Raw genomic sequence first — 24,635 nt, forward strand, 5'->3', positions numbered from 1 at the left:
TACGGCAAAGATTATTCTTTGCCGTTTTTCTTTAATTTTACCTCTTTATCTTTATAAAGTCCGGTTCCAACAGGAATTTTTCTACCTAAAATAACATTTTCTTTTAAATCTTCAAGATAATCGCATCTTCCTGCAATGCTGGCTTCCGTTAAAACTTTTGTGGTTTCTTGGAAAGATGCAGCTGATATAACACTATCACTTCCAATCGCAGCTCTTGTAACACCAAGAAGTACAGGCTCAGCCAAAGCAGGCTCTCCGCCGCCTGCGACAATTCTTTCATTTTCTTCACTGAATTTTCTTTTGCTGACCAAATCACCAGGAATCAAACTTGTATCACCGCTATCTACAACTCGCACTTGTCTAAGCATTTGAGAAACTATAATTTCAATATGTTTATCGTTTATCGCAACACCTTGACTTCTATAAACTTGTTGAATTTCACTTATCAAATAATAATGAAGCGCTTTTTCACCTAAAATTCTAAGTACATCATGGCTTGAAACTACACCGTCGGTAAGTTTTTCACCTGCATGTACATATTCGCCGTTTCTTACTTGAATTTGGCGAGCTTTATCTATAAGATACTCCGAAGAAGAACCGTCATTTGATTCAATTATTACACGCTCTTTAGCGCGAAGCGGCTTGTCAAAGCGAATTGTTCCATCTATATCTGCCACAATTGCATCATTTTTAGGTTTTCTTGCTTCAAATAACTCGGATACTCTTGGAAGACCACCTGTAATATCTTGCGATTTCGCAACAGCTTTTGGAGTTTTAGCCAAAATATCGGCCAACTTTACACTATCTCCGGCACTTACAAAAATCGCAGTTTTTGGATCTAAATGATAACGAATAAGTTCTTTCTTTTCATTTGCAATAACAATAGTAGGTTTTACACCTTGCGGCAAATATTCGTTTATAACAACCCTGCTTTGACCTGTTGTTTCATCGTATTGCTCTGCAGCCGTATAGCCGATTTCGATATCTTCAAATGCAACAACGCCTTCGCTTTCAGCAATTATAGGCGTAGAGTAAGGATCCCATTCAGCGACTGTCAAACTTTCATTTTTCTTTGGTTTAGCTATTATATCTTTATTATCAACCTTCGTGCTATCATTGAATTGAATAATAGATTCTCTTGGAATATAGTGGCGAATAGCTTCTCTACCGTCTTCATCGGCAATTACTACAAACATACCTTTTTCAGTTACGATATGGCCTTTTTTGATATCTTTTAATCTTTCTAAATAATCACCTTTAAGGATGAAATATTTTAAAATTCCTTTTGCGCCGGCAGGTATTATTTGAGTAACAGGTTCGCCATCTTTTACTTTAATTTCACTTGCAAAAAGGATACGATTAGGAACATTCCAACCTTCTTTTATGACTTCAACAAGACTTTCATTTTCTTCAACTTTATCGCCGTTTTTATAAGCTATATAAAATTTACTTTCAACCTTTCCAGCCACTCCTGCAAGCTCATTCGCTTTTGCCAAATCATGTCTTCGAAGTGTATATTTTACTTCATCTTTTTTATTTTTTATTGTTAAAATAACATCTTCGTGAGCAATTTCAATATTTACTATACCGCTAATAGGTGCTTTTATCTTTGGTTCCACCAAAAGTACAGCCGCATTTCTACGATTTGTAACAATAAATTTTCCGTTATTTTCAATAGTTTTTATATTGTAGTATCTTATAAAACCCTCTTTTTTAGCGATTACTTGGCGATCTTGTTGTTCCGTTGAAGCAGTTCCTCCAACGTGAAAAGTTCGTAGTGTTAATTGAGTTCCAGGCTCTCCGATTGATTGAGCGGCAATGATTCCTACGGCTTCACCAGGTTTTACAAGTTTACCTTCACTTAAATTTGTACCGTAACATTTTGAACAAACACCCTTATGAGCTTTACAAGTTATAGGTGTGCGAATACTTACGGATTTAATTCCGGCATCGCAAATTATTTGCGTTTTTTCTTCATTAAGCAATGTTCCGGCTTCAAATAAAACTTTATTTGTAATAGGATCGATTACATCATCACTTAATACGCGACCTAAAATTCTATCTTCCAAACTTTCGATCAACTCTCCGTTTGACGTAATTTCGGTAACTTCGATACCTTCGTGTGTATGGCAATCGTCCATTGTAATTTTTACATTTTGAGATACGTCAATTAGTTTTCTTGTCAAATATCCGGCATTTGCTGTTTTTAAAGCAGTATCGGCAAGACCTTTTCTGGCACCGTGTGTTGAAATAAAATATTCAAGCACATTTAAGCCTTCTCTAAAATTTGAAATAATCGGTGTTTCGATAATCGAACCATCAGGTTTCGCCATAAGACCACGCATTCCTGCAAGTTGTTTTATTTGATTTGCACTACCTCTTGCACCTGAATCAGCCATCATATAAATTGAATTAAATCCGTGCTTATCATTTTTGATAAGTTTCATCATTTCGCTTGCGACTTTATTTCCCGTATCCGTCCAAATATCAACGATTTTATTGTATCTTTCGCTATCGGTTAAAAGTCCTGCACCATATTGATTTTGAATTTCTCTAACTTTTCGTTTTCCGTCATTTATATATTCACTTTTACTTTCAGGTACAATAATATCTGCTACCGATATAGATACGCCAGCTTTTGTTGCGGATTCAAAACCGAGTCTTTTAAGATTATCCAAAAATGATGCCGTAAGTTTAGTTCCGCCATTTTTATATACGAAATTAACCAAATTTGCAATATCTTTTTTCTTCATAATCTTATTCCACATGCTCTCAGGTATAAAATCAGGCAAAATAGATTTTATAATAAGACGACCGGCTGTTGTAAATGTGGCATGTCCGTTAACAGTTGTTTTAATTTTTGCATGTATATCAAGCGCTTTTGCTTCAACTGCCATCATAACTTCATCGGCATTTGCAAAAATTTTATTTGTGCCTTTCGCTCCTGTTTTTTCAAGTGATAGATAATAAACACCTAAAACCATATCTTGACTTGGAACTGTAACAGCTTTTCCGCTTGCAGGAAGCAAAATATTCATAGAGCTCATCATTAAAATTTTACATTCCGCAATCGCCTCTTGACTTAAAGGAACATGAACCGCCATTTGATCACCGTCAAAATCGGCATTAAATGCGGCACAAACAAGCGGATGAAGCTTTATAGCTTTTCCTTCAACCAAAACAGGATGAAATGCTTGAATAGACATTTTATGAAGTGTAGGCGCACGATTAAGCATAACAGGATAATCTTTTACAACCTCTTCCAGGCATTCCCAAACTTCATTTTCCTTATTTTCTATCATTTTTTTAGCTTGTTTTACGGTTGTAGCATAGCCCTTTTCTTGCAAACGAGCTATTAGATGCGGTTTAAATAACTCTAGCGCCATAATTTTTGGAAGACCGCATTGATCCATTTTTAGTCTTGGACCTACAACAATAACTGAACGTCCTGAAAAATCAACACGTTTTCCAAGTAAATTTTGTCTAAAACGACCTTGCTTTCCTTTAATGATTTCGCTTAGTGATTTTAGAGGTCTTTTATTCGCACCTTTTACGGCATTTGTTCTTCTGCCGTTATCAAACAACGCATCGACAGCCTCTTGAAGCATTCTTTTTTCATTTCTTATGATAATATCAGGCGCATCAAGTTCTATTAGTCTTTTTAAACGAGTATTCCTATTGATTACACGTCGATAAAGATCATTTACATCGCTGACTGCAAATTTTCCGCCGTCTAAATTTACAAGCGGTCTTAAATCGGCAGGCAAAACAGGCAAAACTGTAATCATCATCCATTCAGGTCTTAAATCTGACATAATAAAAGATTCTACAACCTTAAGACGTTTTACAATATTTTTTTTCTTTGCGTCCGATGTAGTGCTTTTCATCTCTTCTTTTAAATTGTTTAGAATATCGACCAAATCAAGTTCAGCAAGCATATCTCTAATGACTTCTCCGCCCATTCTTGCACTAAAACCGGTTGATGTATAAAGTTTGGTTAAAAGTTGGTATTGTTCTTCATTTAAAACATCGTATTTTTCAACTTTTTTTGAATTTTCATTATCGTAATAAGCTTCTCCAGGATTATCTACAATATAAGCTTCATAGTATAAAACACGCTCCAAATCTTTCATTTTGACATTTAAAAGAGTGCCGATGCGGCTTGGCAAAGAATTTACATACCAAATATGAGCAACCGGCGTAACAAGTTCAATATGACCCATTCGTGTTCGTCTAACTTTTGAGCTTGTAATTTCTACGCCGCATTTTTCGCATTTATAACCTTTATAACGCATTTTTTTATATTTTCCGCAAATACACTCATAATCTCTGATAGGACCGAAAATTTTGGCGCAAAAAAGCCCATCTCTTTCAGGTTTTAAAGTACGATAATTTATAGTTTCAGGTTTTTTTACTTCACCATGACTCCATGATCTTATCATCTCCGGACTTGCAAGTGCGATTTGAAAAACATCAAAATTATGTGGCCTTTGTTCTTCATTTACTTCTATTTGTTTATATCCAAATAACTCTTTACTCATTGCTTTCGTCCTTTTCATAAATTTCAACATCTAAAGCGAGCGATTTAAGCTCTTTTGTTAAAACGAAAAATGTTTCAGGAATTCCTGCAGTTTCAACATTTTCTCCGCGAGTTAATGCTTTATAAGCAGAAAATCTGCCGTCTACGTCATCTGATTTTATAGTAAGCATTTCGCGCAATGTATAAGCTGCACCATAAGCCTCCAATGCCCAAACTTCCATTTCTCCAAATCTTTGACCGCCAAAAAGCGCTTTTCCGCCGACAGGTTGTTGAGTGACCAAGCTATATGGTCCGGTACTTCTTGCATGCTCTTTTTCATCAACTAAATGGTGAAGTTTCAGATAATACATACAACCTACATTTACACGCTCTTTAAATTTCTCACCTGTTCTACCGTCGTAAAGATCTGTTTTTCCGTCAGGATCAATGTTTGCCATTTTAAACAGCTTTTCAAAATCTTCAGGAACTATTCCTTCAAAAATAGGAGCTGCAAATTTCACACCATGAGCCCAATCTCTTGCATATTTTAAAAGCTCTTCATCACTTAACTTTTCAAGCGTTTTTTTAGCATTCATAAGTTTTGCAGTGCTTGCGATTTCAATCATTTTTTCTCTTACGTGCTTAATCCAATCGCTTGTTTTTTCTTCTAAAATTTTAGCGATTTGTTCGCCTAAACGCCAACCTACCAAACCTAAGTGACTCTCCATAATTTGACCGATATTCATACGACTTGGAACGCCGAGAGGATTTAAAACAATATCAACTCTTTGTCCATTTGGAAGATAAGGCATATCAACTTCAGGTACTATTATTGAAACAATACCTTTATTTCCGTGACGTCCGGCCATTTTATCGCCAACTTTTAATTTGCGTTTTGTAGCTATATAAACTTTAACAAGTTTTACAACGCCATTTGGTAAAATATCGTCTTTTTCCAAAATATCAATTTTTTCATCATGCTCTTCTTTGAGTTTCTTTTTTTCATTTTGAAAATGGTTTTTTATATCTTCATACTCTTTTTGAACAGCTTTTGAATATCCTTTTATAAAGGTGTTTAACGTAAATCTGTTTGAATTTTCAAGTTCTTCTTTGCTAACCAAATCGCCTTTTTTATAATCTATTTTATTTAAAGTTTGAGCGCTTTGAAGTTTGCTTTTAGATAAAAGTGCAACAATTTTTAACATCTCTTCACGATCAAGCATTAAAAGTCTATCGTGATGCTCTTTTTCAAGTTGTGTTTTTTCATCTTCATATGCTTTAGTTGCTCTTGGGTCTTTTTCATAACCTTTTTTTGTAAAAATTTTAACGTCAATTACAACGCCTTCAAGAGAATTTCCGGCATACAACGATTTATTTACAACGTGTCCGGCTTTTTCACCGAAAATTGCGCGCAAAAGTCTTTCTTCTGGTGTCGGTTTTACTTCTCCTTTTGGAGAAACTTTTCCAACTAAAATCATACCAGGTTTTATATGAGTTCCTATTTTTACAATGCCACTATCATCAAGATGAGCAAGTTCTTCTTCTTTTACATTAGGCAAATCTTTTGTAATTTCTTCAACGCCGTCTTTTAATTCCCTTGCTTCAATCTCTTTTTCATAAATATGAACACTTGTATATTCGTCTTTGCGAATCATTTTTTCGCTCATGACAACAGCATCTTCATAGTTGTATCCATGCCAAGGCATAAAAGCAATAAGAGCATTTTTACCGATAGCAAGTTCGCCGCCGTTCATGCTGGCACCATCTGCTATAATTTGTCCCGCTTTTACGCTTTCGCCTTTTCTTACAATCGGATGTTGAGAAAAACTTGTATTTTGGTTTGTTCGAAGATTTTTTTCCATAGTATATTGATCTATAAACATACCGCTATCGTCTTCACCTAAAATAAAAATATTTTTATTATCCACTTTTTCTACTGTTCCGCTGCGTTTCGCTTTAATTGCTTGCCAAGAGTCTCTTGCTACGACCGCTTCCATTCCGGTTCCGACAATAGGAGCTGTTGAACGCAAAAGAGGAACGGCTTGTCGTTGCATGTTTGAACCCATTAACGCACGATTGGCATCGTCATGTTCCAAAAATGGAATAAGAGAAGCTGCGACACCGGCAACCATTCCACTACAAAGATCTATTAATGTAATATCTTCTCTTTTTGTCATAATTGTTTCGCCGTTTTTTCTGGCTTCAAGCAAATCTTCTACAATACGACCGTTTTCATCAAGTTTAGCGGAAGCTGACGCTATAACGCGTCCTTCTTCTTGTGTAGCTGTAAGATAGACTACTTCATCGGTGACTCTTCCATCCACTACTTTTTTATAAGGAGCCTCAATAAAACCTAAATTATTTACTTTTGCATAAGTAGACAAAGTATTTATCAAACCGATATTTTGACCTTCCGGTGTCTCAATAGGGCAAATTCTGCCATAATGAGTAGGATGAACGTCACGCACTTCAAAACCTGCACGCTCTTTTACAAGTCCACCTTCACCAAGTGCCGAAAGACGACGTTTGTGAGTAATTTCACTTAACGGATTTGTTTGATCCATAAATTGACTTAATTGTCCGCCTGTGAAAAATTCCATAAATGTAGTTGTAACCATTTTAGGATTTAATAAATCATAAGGCATAAGTTCATCTACATTGTTTGTAAGTGTTGTAAATTTATCTTTTATCGCCTTTTGAACCTTGATAAAACCTATGTGCATTTCGTTTGCCAAAAGCTCACCGATAGCTCTAATACGGCGATTTCCAAGGTGATCTCTATCATCTATATATCCAATTCCATTTTTTACGCGAATTAGATATTTTGCTGTTTTAATTATATCTTCATTAGTTAATACGGTTAAGTATTCCGGCACATTTAAACCAAGTTTATGATTCATTTTCATACGACCGACTTTTGTCAAATCATATCTTTCAGGATTGAAAAACAGATCATTTACAAAATTTCTAGCTACCTCTTTTACGACAGGTTCGCCAGGACGCATAACTTTGTAAATTCTAATAGCCGCCAAATCATTTTCATCATCTACATTTTCAGTTTGTTGTAAAATCTTTAAAGCATCGCCATCTTGTAAAAATGAATTAATAATAGAACTATCAACTCCATTTGCAAGATCGTCTGCAATTTGAATAGGAGCTCCGATTTCTAAAACTTTAGCAAGTTTACTTTCATCAAGCGCAGTAAGTGTATCAAATAAAATTTCGCCGCTTTCACTATCAACGATAGGCGTAGCTAAATATCTTTCAGCTAAAATTTCGATAGGATATTCTATCAATTTTAATCCATCGCTAATAAGTTTTTCAGCTTTTTTCTTTGTTAGGCGTTTTCCTGCGCTATGCAAAATTTCGCCCTTTTCATTTTTTATGTCATAATCGATTCTGCCGGTAAAATCATTCGGATCAAAATCTATTAAAAATTTTCCATTTTTTATATAAATTGTTTTTATAGGATAAAATAACTTTATAATATCCTCTTTTTTATATCCAAGTGCCCTAAATAATATTGTTATAGGCATTTTTCTGCGTTTATTTATTCGCACATAAAGTATATCTTTTGCATCATATTCGAAGTATAGCCAAGAGCCGCGATCTGGTATAATTTGAGCCGTATAGATTAATTTATTTACGACAGTTGGACTTTCTTCTTCTTTAAAAATAACGCCCGGACTTCTATGAAGTTGATTCACAACTACACGCTCAACGCCGTTAATTACAAATGAAATTCTATCTGTCATCAAAGGTATATCACGAATAAAAATTTCTTGTTCTTTTATATCTTTTACGCCAATTTTTTCGCCTGTTTTTTCATCTTTTTCATTTATTATAAGACGAATTTTCATTTTTAAATTTACAGAATATGTAAGGCCGCGCTCCATGCACTCTCTTATTGTATATTTCGGCTTTGTTATTTCACTGCCGGCATATTCCAATGTAAGACGATTTTGTGGATCGTGTATAGGAAATATTGATTTAAAAACTTTTTCTATACCACTTTTTTCATTAGAGTCATCTAGATTTAGAAAATGGTCAAAACTCTTTTTTTGTAATTGTAATAAATTTGGAACATCAATCTCTTTTGGAACTTTCGAAAAGTCTATTCTAAGACGATTTCCGGAATATAAGCTATTTAGCATAAGGCTACCTCGTAGTATTTTTTGAAAGAAAAGAAGTGCCGAAAAATTCGGCACACATATTGTTTAAAAAAGAAAAATCTTTTTTCAATTATTTAAGCTCTACTTTTGCTCCGGCTGCTTCAAGATCTGCTTTAGCTTTTTCAGCATCTTCTTTATTCATGCCCTCTTTAAGAACAGATGGAGTTTTTTCTACCGCATCTTTTGCTTCTTTAAGACCAAGACCTGTGATAGCACGAACTGCTTTAATAACTTTAATTTTTTCAGCGCCTGTATCAGTCAAAACAAGATCAAACTCTGTTTTTTCTTCAGCAGCTGCTGCTGCGCCAGCTCCTGCACCACCTGCTACCATTACAGGTGCTGCACTTACACCAAATTTTTCTTCGAATTCTTTTACTAATTCACTAAGTTCTAAAACTGAAAGATTAGAAATATATTCTAATACGTCTTCTTTTGTAATTGCCATTTTTTATCCTTTTTTAAGCTGATTTTTTTTCTTTAAGCGCATTTAAGCCGATTGTAAAATTTTGAATCGGTGCGTTCCAAACTTGAAGTAGCATTGCAATAAGTTCGTCGCGGCTAGGTAATTTAGACAATGCAACGATTTTTGATAAAGATGCAACTTCGCCATCCATATATGCTGTTTTGATTTTGAAAGATTCGTTTTGTTCTTCAAATTTTGCTGCTACTTTACAAACATCAATTTGATTTCCCCACAAGAAAATATTTGTATCTTTCAGTTCCATGCCATCTTTGCTTGCATTTTTAAGTGCGATATTCGCCAAAGTATTTTTGACTACTTGAACTTTTACATCAACTTCTCTTGCATTATTTCTTAAATTTTCAAGCGCTTTGACACTAAGTCCTTTAAAATCGCTAACTAGAACAGCTTCTGAATTTTTAAAACCATCGGTAAGTTCAGCAACAATTTTTGCTTTTTCATCTCTTGTCATTTTTTCTCCTTTCCGACCGGCGATTTCAGGTAGAGAGAGCTTTTGCTCAATTAAGCTTTCGCCTCGACCGTCTCCAATCAAAATTTATGAATTTTTTATCTTATTTTAAATCAAGCAACTCTTGCGTATCAAGGCTAAGAGATGGGCTCATTGTCAAAGAAAGAGCTCCGGATTTTATATATCTGCCCTTTGAAGTTGCAGGTTTATGCTTATTAATCTCTTTTATAAAAGTTGTCAAATTATTACAAATTTGCTCTTTTGAAAAACTGACTTTTCCAATTCCTGCGTTTATGTTTCCTTGTTTATCGACACGGAAATTTACTTGACCACTTTTTGCATTCTTTACAGCATTTGTGATATCCATTGTAACAGTATCTGTTTTTGGGTTCGGCATAATACCTTTTGGTCCTAAAATTCTACCTACTTTACCGACTAAACCCATTAAATTAGGAGTTGCAATTAAAACGTCAAAATTTATATTACCTTTTTGAATTTCTTCAATTAACTCTTCGCTTCCTACAATATCCGCTCCGGCATTTTTTGCTTCATCGGCTTTTGCGTCTTTTGCAATAACCGCTACTCTAACTTTTTTACCGGTTCCGGCAGGTAAAACAACAGAACCTCTAACCATTTGATCCGCATATTTCGGATCAACATTTAATTTGAGTGAAATTTCAACAGTTTCATCAAATTTTGCAGAAGCTAAAGTTTTTACAGTTTCAACAGCTTCGTTTATGTTATAAATTTTAGAATCATCAACTTTTTTTAAAAGTTCATTAAATCTTTTTGAATTTTTTGCCATTATTTTTCCTCGCAATTAAAGTGCTTCCGCCATTTTAACCCAGGCGGTAAAGGGCTATTCTACGGTAATTCCCATAGATCTTGCAGATCCAGCTATAATTCTGGCAGCTTGTTCTTTATCTTTTGTATTTAAATCTGCCATTTTTTTCTCTACAATCTCTAAAACTTGTGCTTTGGTAAGTTTTCCGACCTTATTTTTAAGCGGATTATCCGAACCTTTTTGAACTCCTGCTGTTTTCTTTATTAAATCAGTTGCAGGCGGTTGTTTTGTAATAAATGTAAAACTTCTGTCGGCATAAACTGTAATAATTACAGGAATATTAAATCCCTCCATACCTTTTGTTTTTTCGTTAAAAGCTTTACAAAATTCCATAATATTTACACCTTTTTGACCCAACGCAGGACCAACCGGTGGACTTGGATTCGCCTTTGTCGCGGCGATTTGAAGTTTTATTTCGCCTATAACTTTTTTAGCCATAATCCCTTCTCCTTAACTATCAAACTATTTTTTCAACTTGTGAATATAAAATTTCAACGGGCGTACTTCTACCGAAAATAGACACATTCAAGCGAAGTTTGCCATGAAGCATATCATACTCTTCAACAATTCCGTTAAAATTTGCAAAAGGACCATCTATAATCCTCACCGTTTCGCCTTGTTCAAAATAAATTTTTGGTTTCGGCGCATCTTTCTTATTTACTTTTTCCAAAATTAAATTTATATCTTTTTCAGATAACGGCGAAGGTCTTTTTGCTTCACCTATAAATCTACTTACTTTCGGTAACATTTGAATTCTATGCCACAAAGCGGTATCCAGATCCAAATTTGCGAAACAATATCCAGGATAAAGACTTCTTGATCTTATAGTCTCTTTTTGATTTTTTATTTCAATAATATCTTCGGTAGGAACCAAAATTTCGCCTATTTGTTCTTCCAAACCTAAATCTGTAGCCATAGACTCTATAGCTCTTTTTACAGCCATCTCGCTACCGGCGTAAGTTTGTATAGCGTACCATTTAAGTGCCATTTCAAACCTTTACACTACACTCGAAACAAAAAAAGACATCATAAGATCAACTAGTGCTAAAAATAGAGATATAACGGCAACTACAATAAAAACCGTTATATATGCATTTTTGGTTTGACCTTTAGTAGGAAATACTACTTTATCTAATTCCGTTTTCGATTGTATATAATATTCTTTAACTTTTCCCATTTATAAACCTTTTATGGCAGGGCAAGAGGGATTCGAACCCCCAACCATCGGATTTGGAATCCGGCGCTCTACCGTTGGAGCTATTGCCCTAAACTGGTATTGACCTCTATTTTAATTTTATTTCTTTATGAACCGTATGTTTTTTAAGTCTTGGACAATATTTTTTTAGTTCAATTTTATTTGCAGTATTTTTATTATTTTTATAAGTAGTATAATTTATATCACCACATTCTGAACATTTTAAACCAATTTTAACTCTATTTGCATTTTTTGCCATAATTTTTCCTTAAAATTTTTTGGGGGAAAATTTCCCCCAATTTATAAATTAACCTAAAATTTTAGAAACAACACCTGAACCGACTGTGTGTCCACCTTCACGAATCGCAAATCTTGTTCCTTGTTCCAAAGCGATTGGGTGAATAAGCTCAACAGTAATTTTTACATTATCACCTGGCATAACCATTTCTGTACCTTCAGGCAATTGAATAGATCCTGTAACGTCTGTTGTTCTAACATAGAATTGTGGTCTATAGTTATTGAAAAATGGAGTATGACGTCCACCTTCTTCTTTTGTCAAAATATAAACTTCAGCTTCAAATTTTGTGTGAGGTGTAATTGATTTAGGTTTAGCCAAAACCATACCACGCTCAACATCTTCTTTTGCAGTTCCGCGAAGCAATACACCGACATTATCACCGGCTTCACCTTCATCAAGCTCTTTTCTAAACATCTCAACACCTGTAACAGTTGTTGTTTGAGTAGGTTTAATACCTACTAATTCTACCGTATCACCTACTTTTACTATACCTTTTTCAACTCTACCTGTTACAACTGTACCACGGCCTGAAATTGAGAAAATATCTTCAATAGGCATCAAGAAATCTTTATCAGTATCTCTTTTTGGTGTTGGAATATAACTATCAACAGCATCCATAAGCTCCATGATTTTAGCAGACCATTCTCCGTCACCACCAGCTTTTGCTTCTTCAAGCGCTTTAAGAGCTGAACCTTTTATAATAGGAATTTCATCTCCAGGAAATCCGTATTCTTTTAAAAGATCTTTTACTTCTTCTTCTACAAGCTCAATAAGTTCAGGATCATCAACCATATCTGTTTTATTTAAGAAAACAACGATATAAGGAACACCAACTTGACGAGCAAGCAAAATGTGCTCCCTAGTTTGTGCCATAGGACCATCTGTTGAAGCGATAACTAGAATAGCACCATCCATTTGAGCTGCACCTGTAATCATATTTTTTACATAATCGGCGTGGCCCGGGCAGTCAACGTGTGCATAGTGACGCTTTTCAGTTTCATACTCGATATGAGAAGTTGCAATAGTGATACCACGCTCTTTTTCTTCAGGAGCATTATCAATATTACTATAGTCTTTAAGCTCAGCAAGACCTTTGCGTGATAAAACAGCAGAAATAGCAGCTGTCAAAGTAGTTTTACCATGGTCAACGTGACCTATAGTACCGATATTTACATGTGGCTTAGTTCGATTGTATTTTTCTTTTGCCATAATCTTCCTCCGTAAATGAAAATTTTACTTACACTAAAAAAATTTGCGTCTTGAACGTAGCTTAAAATTCATGGAGCTCATAGCGGGACTTGAACCCGCGACCTCTTCCTTACCAAGGAAGTGCTCTACCTCTGAGCCATATGAGCGCAAAAAAACGCTCGGCAACGAGAAGAACGCCACTATCAAAAACACAAACGACTTTATTTGAAAACTATAAGTAAACTGTATAAAAACAGCTCCCAGTATAGAATCAAATGGAGCGGGAAACGGGACTCGGACCCGCGACCCTCAGCTTGGAAGGCTGATGCTCTAGCCAACTGAGCTACTCCCGCAAAACTATCAGTGGTGGTGAGACGTGGATTCGAACCACGGTAGGCAAAGCCAGCAGATTTACAGTCTGCCCTCGTTGGCCACTTGAGTATCTCACCCCTTAAAATCTGGTCAAACACTGTTAAATAAAAAAAATGGAGCTGGTGAACGGACTTGAACCGCCGACCCACTGCTTACAAGGCAGTAGCTCTACCAACTGAGCTACACCAGCAACGTGAATTAAATTGAAATTGTGATTATATCTTAAAAAAAAAACAATGTCAATAAAAATTATCTTAAATTTAAGCCATTTTATAAACATTGCATATAATATAAACAAATGCGATGCATAAAAAACAATTTAAAAGCAATAAAATTTTATCTGTATTAAATAAAATTTTTTAAAATAATTGTATTTACCACTCAATATAGGTTTTCGCTTTTTTTATTTCATTAAAATTTACTGAAATTTCATTATTTTCTGCAGTTTTTAATTTTAAAATTTCATCTTTAAAAGATAAAATTTCGCCGCTTATTTTTTCGCCATTTTTTAGCGTAATTTTCACCAACTCACCCAATGAATTTTCAAAATTTGACGGTGTAGTTAATTTGCGCTCAAGTCCAGGTGAACTAACTTCAAGCGTAAAAGCTCCACTTGTTGGAGGCTCAACATCCAAAATCGGAGAAAGCAAACGAGAAAGAGCTTCACAATCATCCAAATTGACTCCATTTTTTTTTGTGATATATACACGGTAAATTTGACGCGAATTTTCGCTTATAAGCTCATCAGCGTAAAATTTTACGCCGCACTCGGAACAAAGTGCATTTAAATCAATCATTTTTTAACTCCTTTTCGACTTTGGAAAAAAGTTCATCCATACGATTTTGATGTTCCAAACTATCATCAAATTTAAAATGAAAATTTGGTGCTCTAAACCAACCAAACTCACAAACACAATAGTTTTGAAGAATTTTTGAAACCTTTTTTAAATGAGTTAGCACATATTCCTGCTCGCGTTCATCAAGCGCCATTTTATCAAGATATACAAATGCGTCATATCTTCCTTTTTTGCAATCCACATCCGTGACGCAAAGCCCTTTTAACATAGTATCATCCAAGCTGGCAAAAGCTTCAGGCAATATCTCTTTTAGTGCACTTTCTGTTCTTAATCGTTTTATTTCGGCTGCATTCATAAACTGGCTATTTCCTCTTTTTCTTTAAAGCTTTCTATAAAATCGCCAACTTGCATATCATTATATCCTTCGATTCCAACACCGCATTCAAAACCTTTTGCGACTTCTTTTACATCATCTTTAAAACGTTTAAGTGAGCTTACGTTACCTTCAAATTTTATAACACCTTCACGTATTACGCGAATTTTAGCACCTCTTTGTATAGAGCCGTCAGTTACCATACAACCTGCGATTTGTCCTATTTTAGGAACATTTATAACTTGACGAATTTCGGCTTGACCGATTTCAATTTCACTTATAATAGGGCTCATCAAACCGCCTAAAACCGCTTTTACATCGTCAATTAAATTATAAATTACATTATAAGTTTTTATATTTACACCGCGTTCTTTTGCAAGTTCTTTGACTTCGCCGGTCGGACGAATATTAAAGCCTAATATTATGCAGTTTTCACTTGCACTTGCAAGTCCGACGTCGTTTTGTGTGATGCCGCCGACACCGCTATGTATGATATCAACTCTAACCTCATCATTTCGAAGTTTTTCAAGACTTGATTTAACGGCTTCAAGTGAACCGACAACATCGGCTTTTACAATTACAGGCAGTGATTTTATTTCGCCTTCCGCAATTTTTGCACTGAGTTCGTCAATTGTAACTTTTGTAGATTTGCTAAGCTCTTTTTGACGATTATGCTCATAAATTTTCTTAGCATACTCTCTTGCTTCTTTATCGCTAGTAACACTAATTAAAGTTTCACCCGCTTCAGGAACTTCACTAAGTCCTACGATTACACCGCACTCTCCAGGTTTTATATCTTTTAATTTCTTTCCTTTGTCATCATTTATAACGCGCACTTTACCGTAAGCAACGCCTGCTACAACTGTATCTCCTACTCGCAACGTTCCGTTTTGTACGATTATAGTAGCTACCGGTCCGCGTCCTTTTTGCAAGGAACTTTCTATAATAGTAGCTTTTGCAGGTACATTTAAGCTCGCTTTTAATTCCAACAAATCGGCTTGAAGTAAAACAATTTCCAATAAATCCTCTATACCTTTTCCTGTTTTAGCTGAAATTTCTACAAATTCATATTTTCCGCCCCATTCGACAGGAATAATATCAAGCTCTGCCAAACCGCTTTTTACCATATCCGGATTTGCTGTCGGTTTGTCCATTTTATTTATAGCTATTATAATAGGAACTTTTGCAGCTTTCGCGTGATTTATCGCCTCTTTAGTTTGCGGTTTAACGCCATCATCCGCTGCAACCACTATAATAACGATATCTGTTACTTCGGCTCCTCTTGCGCGCATTGATGTAAAAGCTTCGTGTCCCGGAGTATCAATAAATGTGATTTTTCTGCCGTTTTTTTCTACCATATAGGCGCCTACATGTTGAGTAATTCCGCCTGCTTCGCCTCTAGCGATACGAGAATTTCTGATATAATCAAGTAGGCTTGTTTTTCCGTGATCGACGTGTCCCATAATAGTAATAACAGGAACTCTTTCCACTGCATTTTTATCATCTAAATTCTGTTCATCATAAACTTTTACGTAATTTAGTTTTGCATTTTCATCTACAATTTTTATATCTATATCAAACTCGGCTCCTAAAATTTCAATCGCGTCTTCGTCCAAAAAGTCATTTTTAGTAGTCATAAGCCCTAAAGCAAAAAGCTTTGATATTATTTCGCTAGGTTGTTTTTTTATCTTTTCCGCAAATTCATAAAGACGAATTTCTTTTGGAATTTCTATACTTTTTATGATTTCGTTATCGCTGTTTTTTACTGCTTTTTTATGCTTTTTACGAGCGCCTCTGGCAATAGAACCGTCATTTCCATAAACTTTATTTTGTGAGACTTTATAGATATTCGGTTGATCTTTTGTTTTTGTTTTTTGCTCGACTTGTATAGGTTTTAGGGTTAAATCCGGTAAAACTACCATATCTTCGTCATCATCTATACGAATATCCGCAAGTTCTCTGTCACTTGTAAGATCTATTTTTGTAGTATCCACTTTTTTAGATTGAACTTGTTTCTTCTCTTTTTTCTTCTCTTTTTTCTTTAGATTAGCATCAGCATTTGAAAAAATCGCATCAAGCCCTAAATTTATCTTTTGCGTTTTTGGAGCTTCAATTTTTTGAGTTTCCGTAGTTTGCAAATCTTTTTTCTTTTTAACTATTACAAGTCCGCGACGTTTTTTAAGACTTTCGCTCGCTAGAGTTTCCCCACGTGCAAACGCACTTTTTATTTTAGATTTTTTTTCAGGCATCACTTCTATTTTAGGCTCCGCTTCCTGTTTTTGTTCAATTTCTTCTTTTTTAGGTTCCGCTTTTATTTCGGGTTTTGAAATTTCAGGTTTTGCTTCCAAAATTTCATTATCAGGTTTTGAAATTTTACTTTCCACTTTCTTTTCTACTTTTTTTTCGGTTTTAGGTGCAGATTTTTTAGCAATCGGTTTTGTTTTTTTTGCCGCTTTACTATCGTCTTTTTTAACAGCCGTTTTTTTAACGGTATCTTTTTTAACAGTATCTTTTTTTACACTCTTTTTTGCGGTTTGTTTTTTCTCTGTCTTTTTAGGCAAAACTCCCGTTTGAATATAATCGTAAATAGCGCTCGCTTCTTCGTCACTTACGGAATTTGAGCCTGTTTTTATCCTTTTATAACCCATTTCTTGCGCTTTTGCGACTACTTCTTGTGAAGTATATCCAAGCTCATCTGCAATCTGACTAATCCTAACACCCATTTAAAAGTTTCTCCTTCAATGTTAAATCATCCAAATTTCTAAAATTTTCAAATTTAGAAACGATTTTTTTTATTTTATTTATATTTTTTCCCAAACACTCATCACAAATATAAAAGCTTCTGCCGAAACCGGCTTTATATCTAAAACGTTTTAAATCTTTTTGAAAAAAGCGGTTTTTACACATCACGCACATTCTAATCGGCTTATGGTGCTTATTCAAAAGCGAAACCACCGTTATCAAAATCCAAAATTTTAACCGTAAATTTTGGAAATTTAGCGCTTAAAATTTTAGCTAAATTTTTTGCGTCATCTTTATAAACTATATTTAAAAAACTTGATCCGGAACCTGAAAGCGAACTCATCAAAGCGCCGTTTTCATATGCAATTTTTCGAACTTCAAAAAGTTCCGGTAAATTTTGCATGCGAAGTTCTTCATGCATTACGTCAATACAACCGAATTTTAAATTTTTATAATCCTTTTTCACAAAGCAGCTTGTTAAAAACGCGGCATGTGAAAGATTGGTCACACACTCTTTAATTGTAAAATTTTTAGGCAGCATTGTACGCGATTTTCTCGTTTGCATTTGTTTATCCGGTATCACGACGACAGCTTTTATATCTTCACCGATTTCACTTTTTTGAGTAATGACCGAATTTTTATAAATCACGGAACTTACAAATCCGCCGAATGCAGCAGGTGCGATATTGTCCGGATGATTTTCATAAACCAAAGCCTCATTTAAAATTTTATTTTTATCAATTTTGATGCCACAAATTTTATAAGCCGAAGCAATAGCTCCTACAATTACAGCGGAACTGCTTCCAAGCCCACGAGAAAACGGAATGTTGTTTTCAAAAACAAAACGGAAATTCGGCAATTTCGTATCAAATTTTCTGGTAATTTCATTAAAAATCGAAATAAACATATTGTGCTTTTTAAGATTTAAATTTTGACTGCCTTCACCATTAAGAGATATGCAAAATATAGGCGATTCATTAATTGTAATGATATTAAACAGATTAAGACTAAGTCCAAGCGCATCAAAACCTGGACCAAGATTTGCACTGGTTGCCGGAACTTTTATAACCAAAATTTTCTCCTAAACCGCCGAAATGACATAATCTGGTATTGTATCATTACTTTTATTTACTTTCGATAAATTTTGCGGCAGTTTCAGCGCTGTGCTTTTAGCTTTTTTGAGCACGATATTACCGTTTTCGTATACAAAAGAAACGCTTTTATTTGCACTGATAGGTAAAAAATTATTTAATTCAAACCCGTTAATCGCTTTAAAAGGCAAATTTAATACGGTACTTAAAGTTTTTAAAATCACGTATGAAACTTTTATACCCATAAAGCTTCCCGGAGTATTTGCATAAATCAACTCTTTAATTTCATAACAATCTAAAATTTCATCCATTTTATCAATTAAAAAATCACTTGCTTTTTCGCCGGCACCACTTAAAATTTCACGCATTAAAATGCCGTTTTCATAAATACCGATCATTACAGGTGAATTTAAAGCCACCACTAAAATTTCTACTTGTTTGATTTTTTTACCTTATGCGAAAATTTTAGCATATTCGTGAGCTATTTGCTCATCTATGCTTACCATTTCATAATTTTTAGCGTCGGTCAAAATAGCCAAAGTTAATTTGTGATTTAAATCATGACTTGCGGCATAAGCTGTATAATCACCTAAAATAGGTGCTCCAAGAAGAGATAAATCGCCGATCGCATCTAAAATTTTATGACGGACAAATTCGTTTTCATATCTTAAACCATCCGGATTTAAAATTTTATTGTCATCGATTACAACGGCATTTTCCAAACTTCCGCCAAGAGCCAAATTCATAGAACGAAGCATTTGAACATCTTTTAAAAAACCGAACGTGCGTGCACGAGCAATTTCATCAACATAATTTTTTCTACTGAACTCAAATGCAAATTGTTGAGTGCCTATTATAGGATTTGAAAATTTAATTGTATAATCAAATTTCGGACTTTTGCTTGGGCTTACACGAACGAATTTTTCGCCCTCTTTAACTTCTACTTCGCGTTTTATTATAATAGCTTTTTTGCTTGCATCAAGATTTTTGATTCCGGCTTCATCAAGCATCATACAAAAACTGATTGAGCTTCCGTCCATTACAGGAATTTCATTTGCATCGACATTTATTCTTATATTATCAATTCCATAACCGTTTATTGCACTCAGTATATGCTCTACTGTAGATATATAGCCTTTTTGATTACCGATAACAGTCGCCATTTGAGTATTTACAACATTTTTCGGTTCCGCTTTGAAACTAATGCCAAGATCGCTTCTATAAAATATAATACCGGTATTTTCACTTGAAGGCTCTATCGTAAGTCTTATTGGCTCACCTTTATGAAGCCCTATACCAACGCTAGTTACCTTTTTTGCGATTGTTGTTTGTTTCAAAATTTTTCCTTACAAAAATACATTTTTTTATTTTAGCAAATTTTTCTTAATTTCGTATCATTTCTTTGGAATTTTCTAAAATGTCATATATATTTTCTTTCATCCATTTTTCATCCATCCACTCCTCAGGTCTAACTTCAACACCTTGAACCAAAACTCCAAAATGCAGATGATCTCCAAATGCAAAACCTGAGCTTCCTGTTTTACCTAAAATTTCGCCCGCTTTTATCTGAGTGCCTTCTGTAAAATTTGAAGCGGAACAATGCCCATAAATCGCATAAAGTCCAAAACCGTAATAAACACCGATATTTAATCCGTAAATTCCGTTTTCTCCGGAAAATACTACAACTCCGTCATTCGAGTTTATAATTTCAGCATTTGCAACACTTGCAAGATCAAGTCCTAAATGCCACGATTCACTGATTTGATTATCTTCCCATGAATAAATTCTATGATCTCCGAAACTTGCAACCGCAGCAGCGTTTTTTAGAGGATAAAAAGGCGAAATTTTAAAATTTGAAAGCTCCGTTTCCGGTACTTTTGAGCTGAAACTATAAATAAGTTCCTCATTTTTACCGCGAAGCGTTTCATTTACAAACTTAAATTTATCAACGCCTTTAAGCTCATCCGAATTTTGAGCGTAAGTATCGGCAAGATCGCTGACTTTACCATTTATAAAATTTTCATTCAATTTTATATTTGAAATTTTATAATTTCTATCTTGGTAAAAATATCTGATTCTGCTTACGCTTTCGTTGCCTGCAACATCAACCGCTACTATATCGGCGCTAAATTCATTCTGATTTGCAGGCCATGCGACCAACGAAGCGTAAAAGCCGTCTTTTATAAATTTTACGGGTATAAAATTTTTGCCGTAATTTGTTTTGATATAGACATCTTTAAGCATTTCGTCATTTGCTTTAAAAACAACGACAGCCGAGCCTCCTTTTGAAATTTTGTATGATTTTCCTATAACCTCGACAAACGGTTTTTTATTGTCTATTATTATTTTTGCGCGTTTTATGCTTGTATTTCCCATAGTAAAATTCCACTTGCTGTTGTCCGTTGCTTTGATTTCAATCTCATAATTCGCATTTTTATTTACCATCATACCTTTTGGAAATGTAAGTTCAAATCGTTGCTCCGGTGCTATTACAGTAAAATTTTCATTATAAATTGTTGTTTTGTTATTGCCGTCATAAAGTGAAATTTCTACAAATTTTATGCCGCTGTCATCTTTTATATAAACAGGAAGAGGTGTTTTCAAATTTGAATAAATTATGTCTTCAATCTCTATTTTAGGAGCATTTCGTTCAAAAAGTTTAGAATTTAAAAACATATAAATACCAAAAACCAAACAAACTAAAATCACGAAATAAAATAAAATTTTAAATTTTCCTCGTCTCATCCGTTTCCTTTTTTTAAATTTTTAAAAATCAATGTTATTAAAATGCTGTAAATTTCAAGTAAATTTTACAAAATTTCACGTAATTTACGCGCTTCGAACATCCACTTGCTAAGTTCATCCCACTCGTCGTTTTCAAGCATTTTTACGCATTTATCAAGCTCAATTTTGAAAGCGTCTATGGAATTTAAAATGTTGTTTTTATTCTGTTTGAAAATATCTACCCACATTTCAGGACTTGATTTGGCGATTCTGCTCATTCCGGTAAAACTTCCGCCTGCAAGATTTATTATATTTCTTTTATTCTCCTCTTTCAGAACGCTGTTTACAAGCGAATAGCTGATTGCGTGCGGTAAATGAGATATTATTGCAACGTGATGATCGTGGCTTGCCGCATCCATAAAAACTATTTTCATACCTGCAAAACTGAAAATTTCGACCGCTCTTTTTATATGAACCTCATCTGCGCTTTTGTCATCGCAAATAACTACAACAGCGCCATTTAAAAGCTCTTTGAAAGCGGCTTTCGGGCCTGAGTTTTCGGTTCCTGCCATCGGGTGAGCGGCGATGAAATTAGATCTGATTTCGGCAGGACAGCTTTGCAAAATTTTAAACTTGGCACTTCCAAGATCGATAATCGTCGTATCTTTTTTTATATCTTTTAAATTATTAAGCGTAGAAATTATCGCTTCTACCGGAATTGCAAGAAATATAACATCACATTTTTGTTTAATTTCATCAAACGATAAAATTTCATTAACCAAACCTAAATCAAGAGCTGTTTTTTCATTTTCTTTGCTTAAATCGTAACCGTAAACTCTATCTATTAATTTCATATCTTTTAGACAAAGCCCCAAAGAACCGCCAATTAAGCCAAGCCCGATAATACCAACTTTCATTTTTTTACCCTTGATTACCAAATTTTAATTTTTGTGTGGTATTATACGAAGTTTATTTTATTTTTAGGTTAATAAATGAAAAAAATTGCTATTTTGTCACTAAATTTAATTTCATTTGCAGCTGCTGCAAATATCGGCTCAGTAAATTTTGAAGGTCTGAACTATCTCTCAGACCAAGTAGCTATGGATATTTCAGGAATTCATCCAGGTATGGACGCAAATGCTGAAAATATAAACGAAGCTATCGTAAGACTTTTTTCACAAGGATATTTTGAGGACGTTTATGTAAAGCAGACCGGCAATGCTTTAACTTTCGTCGTAAAAGAAAAACCGAGTATTTCTAAAATCGATATAGAAAATGTCGTAACTAACGATAAAGACGCTATAAAAGGATTGATAGGAATAAAAGCCGGACAAATGTATGATGAAATAGCTATTTCAAGGGCAAAAGCCAGAATAAAACAATTTTATGAAGTAAAGGGCTTTTTTGATACGGTTGTAGAAGAAAAAGTTGAAAATTTAAATGATGAAAAAAGCTCCGTTCATATTACTTTGAATATAAATCGCGGAGAAAACATCATAATAAAAAAAGTAAATCTGATAGGAGCTGAAAAATTCGATTACGGCGATTTTGAACCTGTTATTGAAAATAAACAAAGAGAGCTTCTTGGCTGGATGTGGGGATTTAATGACGGAAAAACAAAAACCTTCGAACTTCCGAACGATGCAAATAAAATCCGCGAAGAATACTACAAAAAAGGTTATCTTGACGCCAGCGTTTCAGAACCGATTTTAAAAGCCGATATGAATGATTACAGCGCGGATATTACATATTATATAAGTGAAGGAAACCGCTATAAAGTAGGCAAAATAGATATTCAATACCCGGAAAACGTAAATCTTGATAAAGAAAAAGTAATAAAAAATTTAAAGCTTCAAAGCGGTGATAAAATGAATGCCGCATGGCTTAGAAAAGATATGGGAACATTGGAAGATCTTGTAGCCGATCAAGGTTTTGCTTATGTTAGAATTTTGCCGAAAACAAAACAGGATAAAGAAAATAGTATAGTTGATATAAATTATATAGTAATTCCTGAGGAAAAAGTATATATACGAAATGTCACGATTTCAGGTAACGACAAAACGGAAGACCGCGTAATTCGTCGTGAAATGTATCTTACCGAAGGAAATTTATACAGCAAAACGGACTTTATAGATTCTAAAAATGCCCTAAAAAGAACAGGATACTTTGATGAAGTCGATATAAAAGAAACGCGTGTCGGAGCAGATCAGATAGATCTTGAAGTCGTAGTAAAAGAAGCCCCTACAGGAAGCGTAACAGGCGGTATAGGATATGGAAGTAACGACGGCCTTTTATTAAGCGCAGGAGTAAGTGAAAAAAACATTTTCGGAACAGGATTGCAAGGCTCTATAAATGTAGATAAAAGCGATGATGCGTTAAATGGCAGAATTTCACTTACAAATCCTAGAGTTTTTGACAGCAAATACAGCCTTGGCGGAATGATTTTTGCAAGTGACTATGACTGGGATGATTACGATGAGAAAGATTACGGATTTTCTCTCACAGCAGGTCGCAAACTGGGACGCTACACTAACGCAAGTCTTACTTATTCGTTTACAAAATCAAAAATAAACGGACTTGATGCATTTTATAAAGCGGCCGGTTATATGGATGGCGATCATACCAAAAGCTCAATAATACCTGCAATTTCATTTAACAATACAGATGATTATTTTATACCGAGAAGTGGCATAATAGCAGGCGCAAGCATGGAATTTGCAGGTCTTGGCGGCGATATCGACTATATGAAAGCAAGAGGAAATTTTAACTGGTATTATGGACTAAGAGACTATATCGATTGGGATTTAATTTTTAGATATAAAGCAAATGCAGGATATATGTGGAATACGGACGATGATTTGCCGATAAATGAAAAACTTTTTCTTGGAGGTATGAAAAGCATAAGAGGATACAGCAACAGAAGCGTTCCTAAAAAAAGAATTTGCCTTTATGGTCGTGGCTGCGAATTAATCGGATACGGCGGTTTAATGAGTTTTAATAACTCGGCTGAACTAAGTTTTCCGCTTATTGAAAGACTTAAAATGAGACTTATAGGATTTTTTGATTACGGCACAATAGGAGATGATAGCTTCACGGAAGAATACAGATACAGCACAGGTGCCGGCATAGAATGGATGACACCGATTGGACCTCTTCAATTATACTTCGTAAAACCTCTAAACGAAAAAGACGGAGACGATACAAACAGCTTTGAATTCAGTATAGGACATAGTTTTAACTAAAACTTTTGTACGGTGAAATTTTGTGATTTAAAATTTCACCGTTTTTATTTTTAATTGCAAAATTTTATAAATCCGTAAAATGAATTGCGATTTTTTATAAAATTTACAAAATTTAGCGCGCGAAGTAAAAATTTATATCTTATAAATTC

Annotated in this window: 20 protein-coding genes and 5 tRNA genes; 1 reads left to right on the forward strand and 24 read right to left on the reverse strand. The window is 34.5% G+C overall.

Translation table 11 applies throughout. The features are described 5' to 3' along the window. Positions 1-11: 11 nt before the first annotated feature. From rpoC to CHAB381_RS07885, 24 genes are all read right to left on the reverse strand, one after another. Positions 12-4,541, reverse strand: a complete 4,530-nt coding sequence (gene rpoC, locus CHAB381_RS07770) for a DNA-directed RNA polymerase subunit beta' (RefSeq protein WP_041570540.1) — start codon at positions 4,539-4,541, stop codon at positions 12-14. Continuing rightward, positions 4,534-8,673: a DNA-directed RNA polymerase subunit beta gene (gene rpoB, locus CHAB381_RS07775; RefSeq protein WP_041570541.1), complete on the reverse strand. Its 4,140-nt coding sequence runs from the start codon at positions 8,671-8,673 to the stop codon at positions 4,534-4,536. Before rpoB ends, rpoC begins: the two co-directional genes overlap by 8 nt. Before the next feature lie 88 nt (positions 8,674-8,761). After that, complete coding sequence (rplL, locus tag CHAB381_RS07780) at positions 8,762-9,136, reverse strand: 50S ribosomal protein L7/L12 (protein ID WP_012109487.1); 375 nt, start codon at positions 9,134-9,136, stop codon at positions 8,762-8,764. Positions 9,137-9,149: 13 nt separating this feature from the next. Continuing rightward, positions 9,150-9,623 (reverse strand): 50S ribosomal protein L10, encoded by a 474-nt coding sequence (rplJ, locus tag CHAB381_RS07785; RefSeq protein WP_012109488.1) that lies wholly within the window; start codon positions 9,621-9,623, stop codon positions 9,150-9,152. A gap of 100 nt (positions 9,624-9,723) precedes the next feature. Then, the gene (rplA, locus tag CHAB381_RS07790) at positions 9,724-10,425 is read right to left on the reverse strand and encodes a 50S ribosomal protein L1 (protein WP_012109489.1); all 702 of its coding nucleotides are present in this window, start codon (positions 10,423-10,425) and stop codon (positions 9,724-9,726) included. Positions 10,426-10,479: 54 nt separating this feature from the next. Next, positions 10,480-10,902, reverse strand: a complete 423-nt coding sequence (gene rplK / locus CHAB381_RS07795; RefSeq protein WP_012109490.1) for a 50S ribosomal protein L11 — start codon at positions 10,900-10,902, stop codon at positions 10,480-10,482. Positions 10,903-10,921: 19 nt separating this feature from the next. Further along, the gene (nusG, locus tag CHAB381_RS07800) at positions 10,922-11,452 is read right to left on the reverse strand and encodes a transcription termination/antitermination protein NusG (protein WP_012109491.1); all 531 of its coding nucleotides are present in this window, start codon (positions 11,450-11,452) and stop codon (positions 10,922-10,924) included. Between the two features lie 9 nt (positions 11,453-11,461). After that, a complete protein-coding gene (secE, locus tag CHAB381_RS07805) occupies positions 11,462-11,641 on the reverse strand; it encodes a preprotein translocase subunit SecE (protein WP_012109492.1) in 180 nt (59 codons plus the stop codon). Positions 11,642-11,655: 14 nt separating this feature from the next. Further along, a tRNA-Trp gene (locus CHAB381_RS07810) sits at positions 11,656-11,731 on the reverse strand. Between the two features lie 16 nt (positions 11,732-11,747). After that, positions 11,748-11,918, reverse strand: a complete 171-nt coding sequence (gene rpmG, locus CHAB381_RS07815) for a 50S ribosomal protein L33 (RefSeq protein WP_012109493.1) — start codon at positions 11,916-11,918, stop codon at positions 11,748-11,750. A gap of 48 nt (positions 11,919-11,966) precedes the next feature. Continuing rightward, on the reverse strand, positions 11,967-13,166 hold the full coding sequence (gene tuf / locus CHAB381_RS07820) for an elongation factor Tu (RefSeq protein WP_012109494.1): 1,200 nt from the start codon (positions 13,164-13,166) through the stop codon (positions 11,967-11,969). Positions 13,167-13,237: 71 nt separating this feature from the next. Beyond that, positions 13,238-13,312, reverse strand: a tRNA-Thr gene (locus CHAB381_RS07825). Positions 13,313-13,421: 109 nt separating this feature from the next. Then, positions 13,422-13,498, reverse strand: a tRNA-Gly gene (locus tag CHAB381_RS07830). Positions 13,499-13,509: 11 nt separating this feature from the next. Beyond that, a tRNA-Tyr gene (locus CHAB381_RS07835) sits at positions 13,510-13,594 on the reverse strand. Positions 13,595-13,631: 37 nt separating this feature from the next. Then, positions 13,632-13,707, reverse strand: a tRNA-Thr gene (locus tag CHAB381_RS07840). 184 nt (positions 13,708-13,891) lie between these two features. Continuing rightward, positions 13,892-14,311: a ribosome maturation factor RimP gene (gene rimP / locus CHAB381_RS07845; protein WP_223429438.1), complete on the reverse strand. Its 420-nt coding sequence runs from the start codon at positions 14,309-14,311 to the stop codon at positions 13,892-13,894. After that, positions 14,307-14,669 (reverse strand): 30S ribosome-binding factor RbfA, encoded by a 363-nt coding sequence (gene rbfA, locus CHAB381_RS07850; protein ID WP_012109496.1) that lies wholly within the window; start codon positions 14,667-14,669, stop codon positions 14,307-14,309. Before rbfA ends, rimP begins: the two co-directional genes overlap by 5 nt. Then, positions 14,666-17,410 (reverse strand): translation initiation factor IF-2, encoded by a 2,745-nt coding sequence (gene infB, locus CHAB381_RS07855; protein WP_012109497.1) that lies wholly within the window; start codon positions 17,408-17,410, stop codon positions 14,666-14,668. The genes rbfA and infB overlap by 4 nt, the downstream gene beginning before the upstream one ends. After that, positions 17,400-17,630 (reverse strand): YlxR family protein, encoded by a 231-nt coding sequence (locus tag CHAB381_RS07860; protein WP_041570542.1) that lies wholly within the window; start codon positions 17,628-17,630, stop codon positions 17,400-17,402. Before CHAB381_RS07860 ends, infB begins: the two co-directional genes overlap by 11 nt. Beyond that, positions 17,623-18,501 carry a homoserine kinase gene (gene thrB / locus CHAB381_RS07865; RefSeq protein WP_012109499.1) on the reverse strand — a complete coding sequence of 293 codons (879 nt, stop codon included), beginning with the start codon at positions 18,499-18,501 and terminating at the stop codon, positions 17,623-17,625. Before thrB ends, CHAB381_RS07860 begins: the two co-directional genes overlap by 8 nt. Positions 18,502-18,510: 9 nt before the next feature. After that, positions 18,511-18,942 carry a glycoprotease gene (locus CHAB381_RS07870; RefSeq protein WP_012109500.1) on the reverse strand — a complete coding sequence of 144 codons (432 nt, stop codon included), beginning with the start codon at positions 18,940-18,942 and terminating at the stop codon, positions 18,511-18,513. 30 nt (positions 18,943-18,972) lie between these two features. Then, positions 18,973-19,857 carry a UDP-3-O-acyl-N-acetylglucosamine deacetylase gene (gene lpxC, locus CHAB381_RS07875; protein ID WP_012109501.1) on the reverse strand — a complete coding sequence of 295 codons (885 nt, stop codon included), beginning with the start codon at positions 19,855-19,857 and terminating at the stop codon, positions 18,973-18,975. A gap of 46 nt (positions 19,858-19,903) precedes the next feature. Then, positions 19,904-21,265: a peptidoglycan metallopeptidase Pgp6 gene (pgp6, locus tag CHAB381_RS07880; protein WP_012109502.1), complete on the reverse strand. Its 1,362-nt coding sequence runs from the start codon at positions 21,263-21,265 to the stop codon at positions 19,904-19,906. Between the two features lie 65 nt (positions 21,266-21,330). Continuing rightward, a complete protein-coding gene (locus CHAB381_RS07885) occupies positions 21,331-22,161 on the reverse strand; it encodes a prephenate dehydrogenase (protein ID WP_012109503.1) in 831 nt (276 codons plus the stop codon). Positions 22,162-22,236: 75 nt separating this feature from the next. Here CHAB381_RS07885 and bamA point away from each other — a divergent pair, with 75 nt between their 5' ends. Beyond that, positions 22,237-24,486 (forward strand): outer membrane protein assembly factor BamA, encoded by a 2,250-nt coding sequence (gene bamA, locus CHAB381_RS07890; protein WP_012109504.1) that lies wholly within the window; start codon positions 22,237-22,239, stop codon positions 24,484-24,486. The last annotated feature ends 149 nt before the right edge of the window (positions 24,487-24,635 follow it).

Source organism: Campylobacter hominis ATCC BAA-381 (assembly GCF_000017585.1).
Taxonomy (GTDB): Bacteria; Campylobacterota; Campylobacteria; order Campylobacterales; family Campylobacteraceae; genus Campylobacter_B; species Campylobacter_B hominis.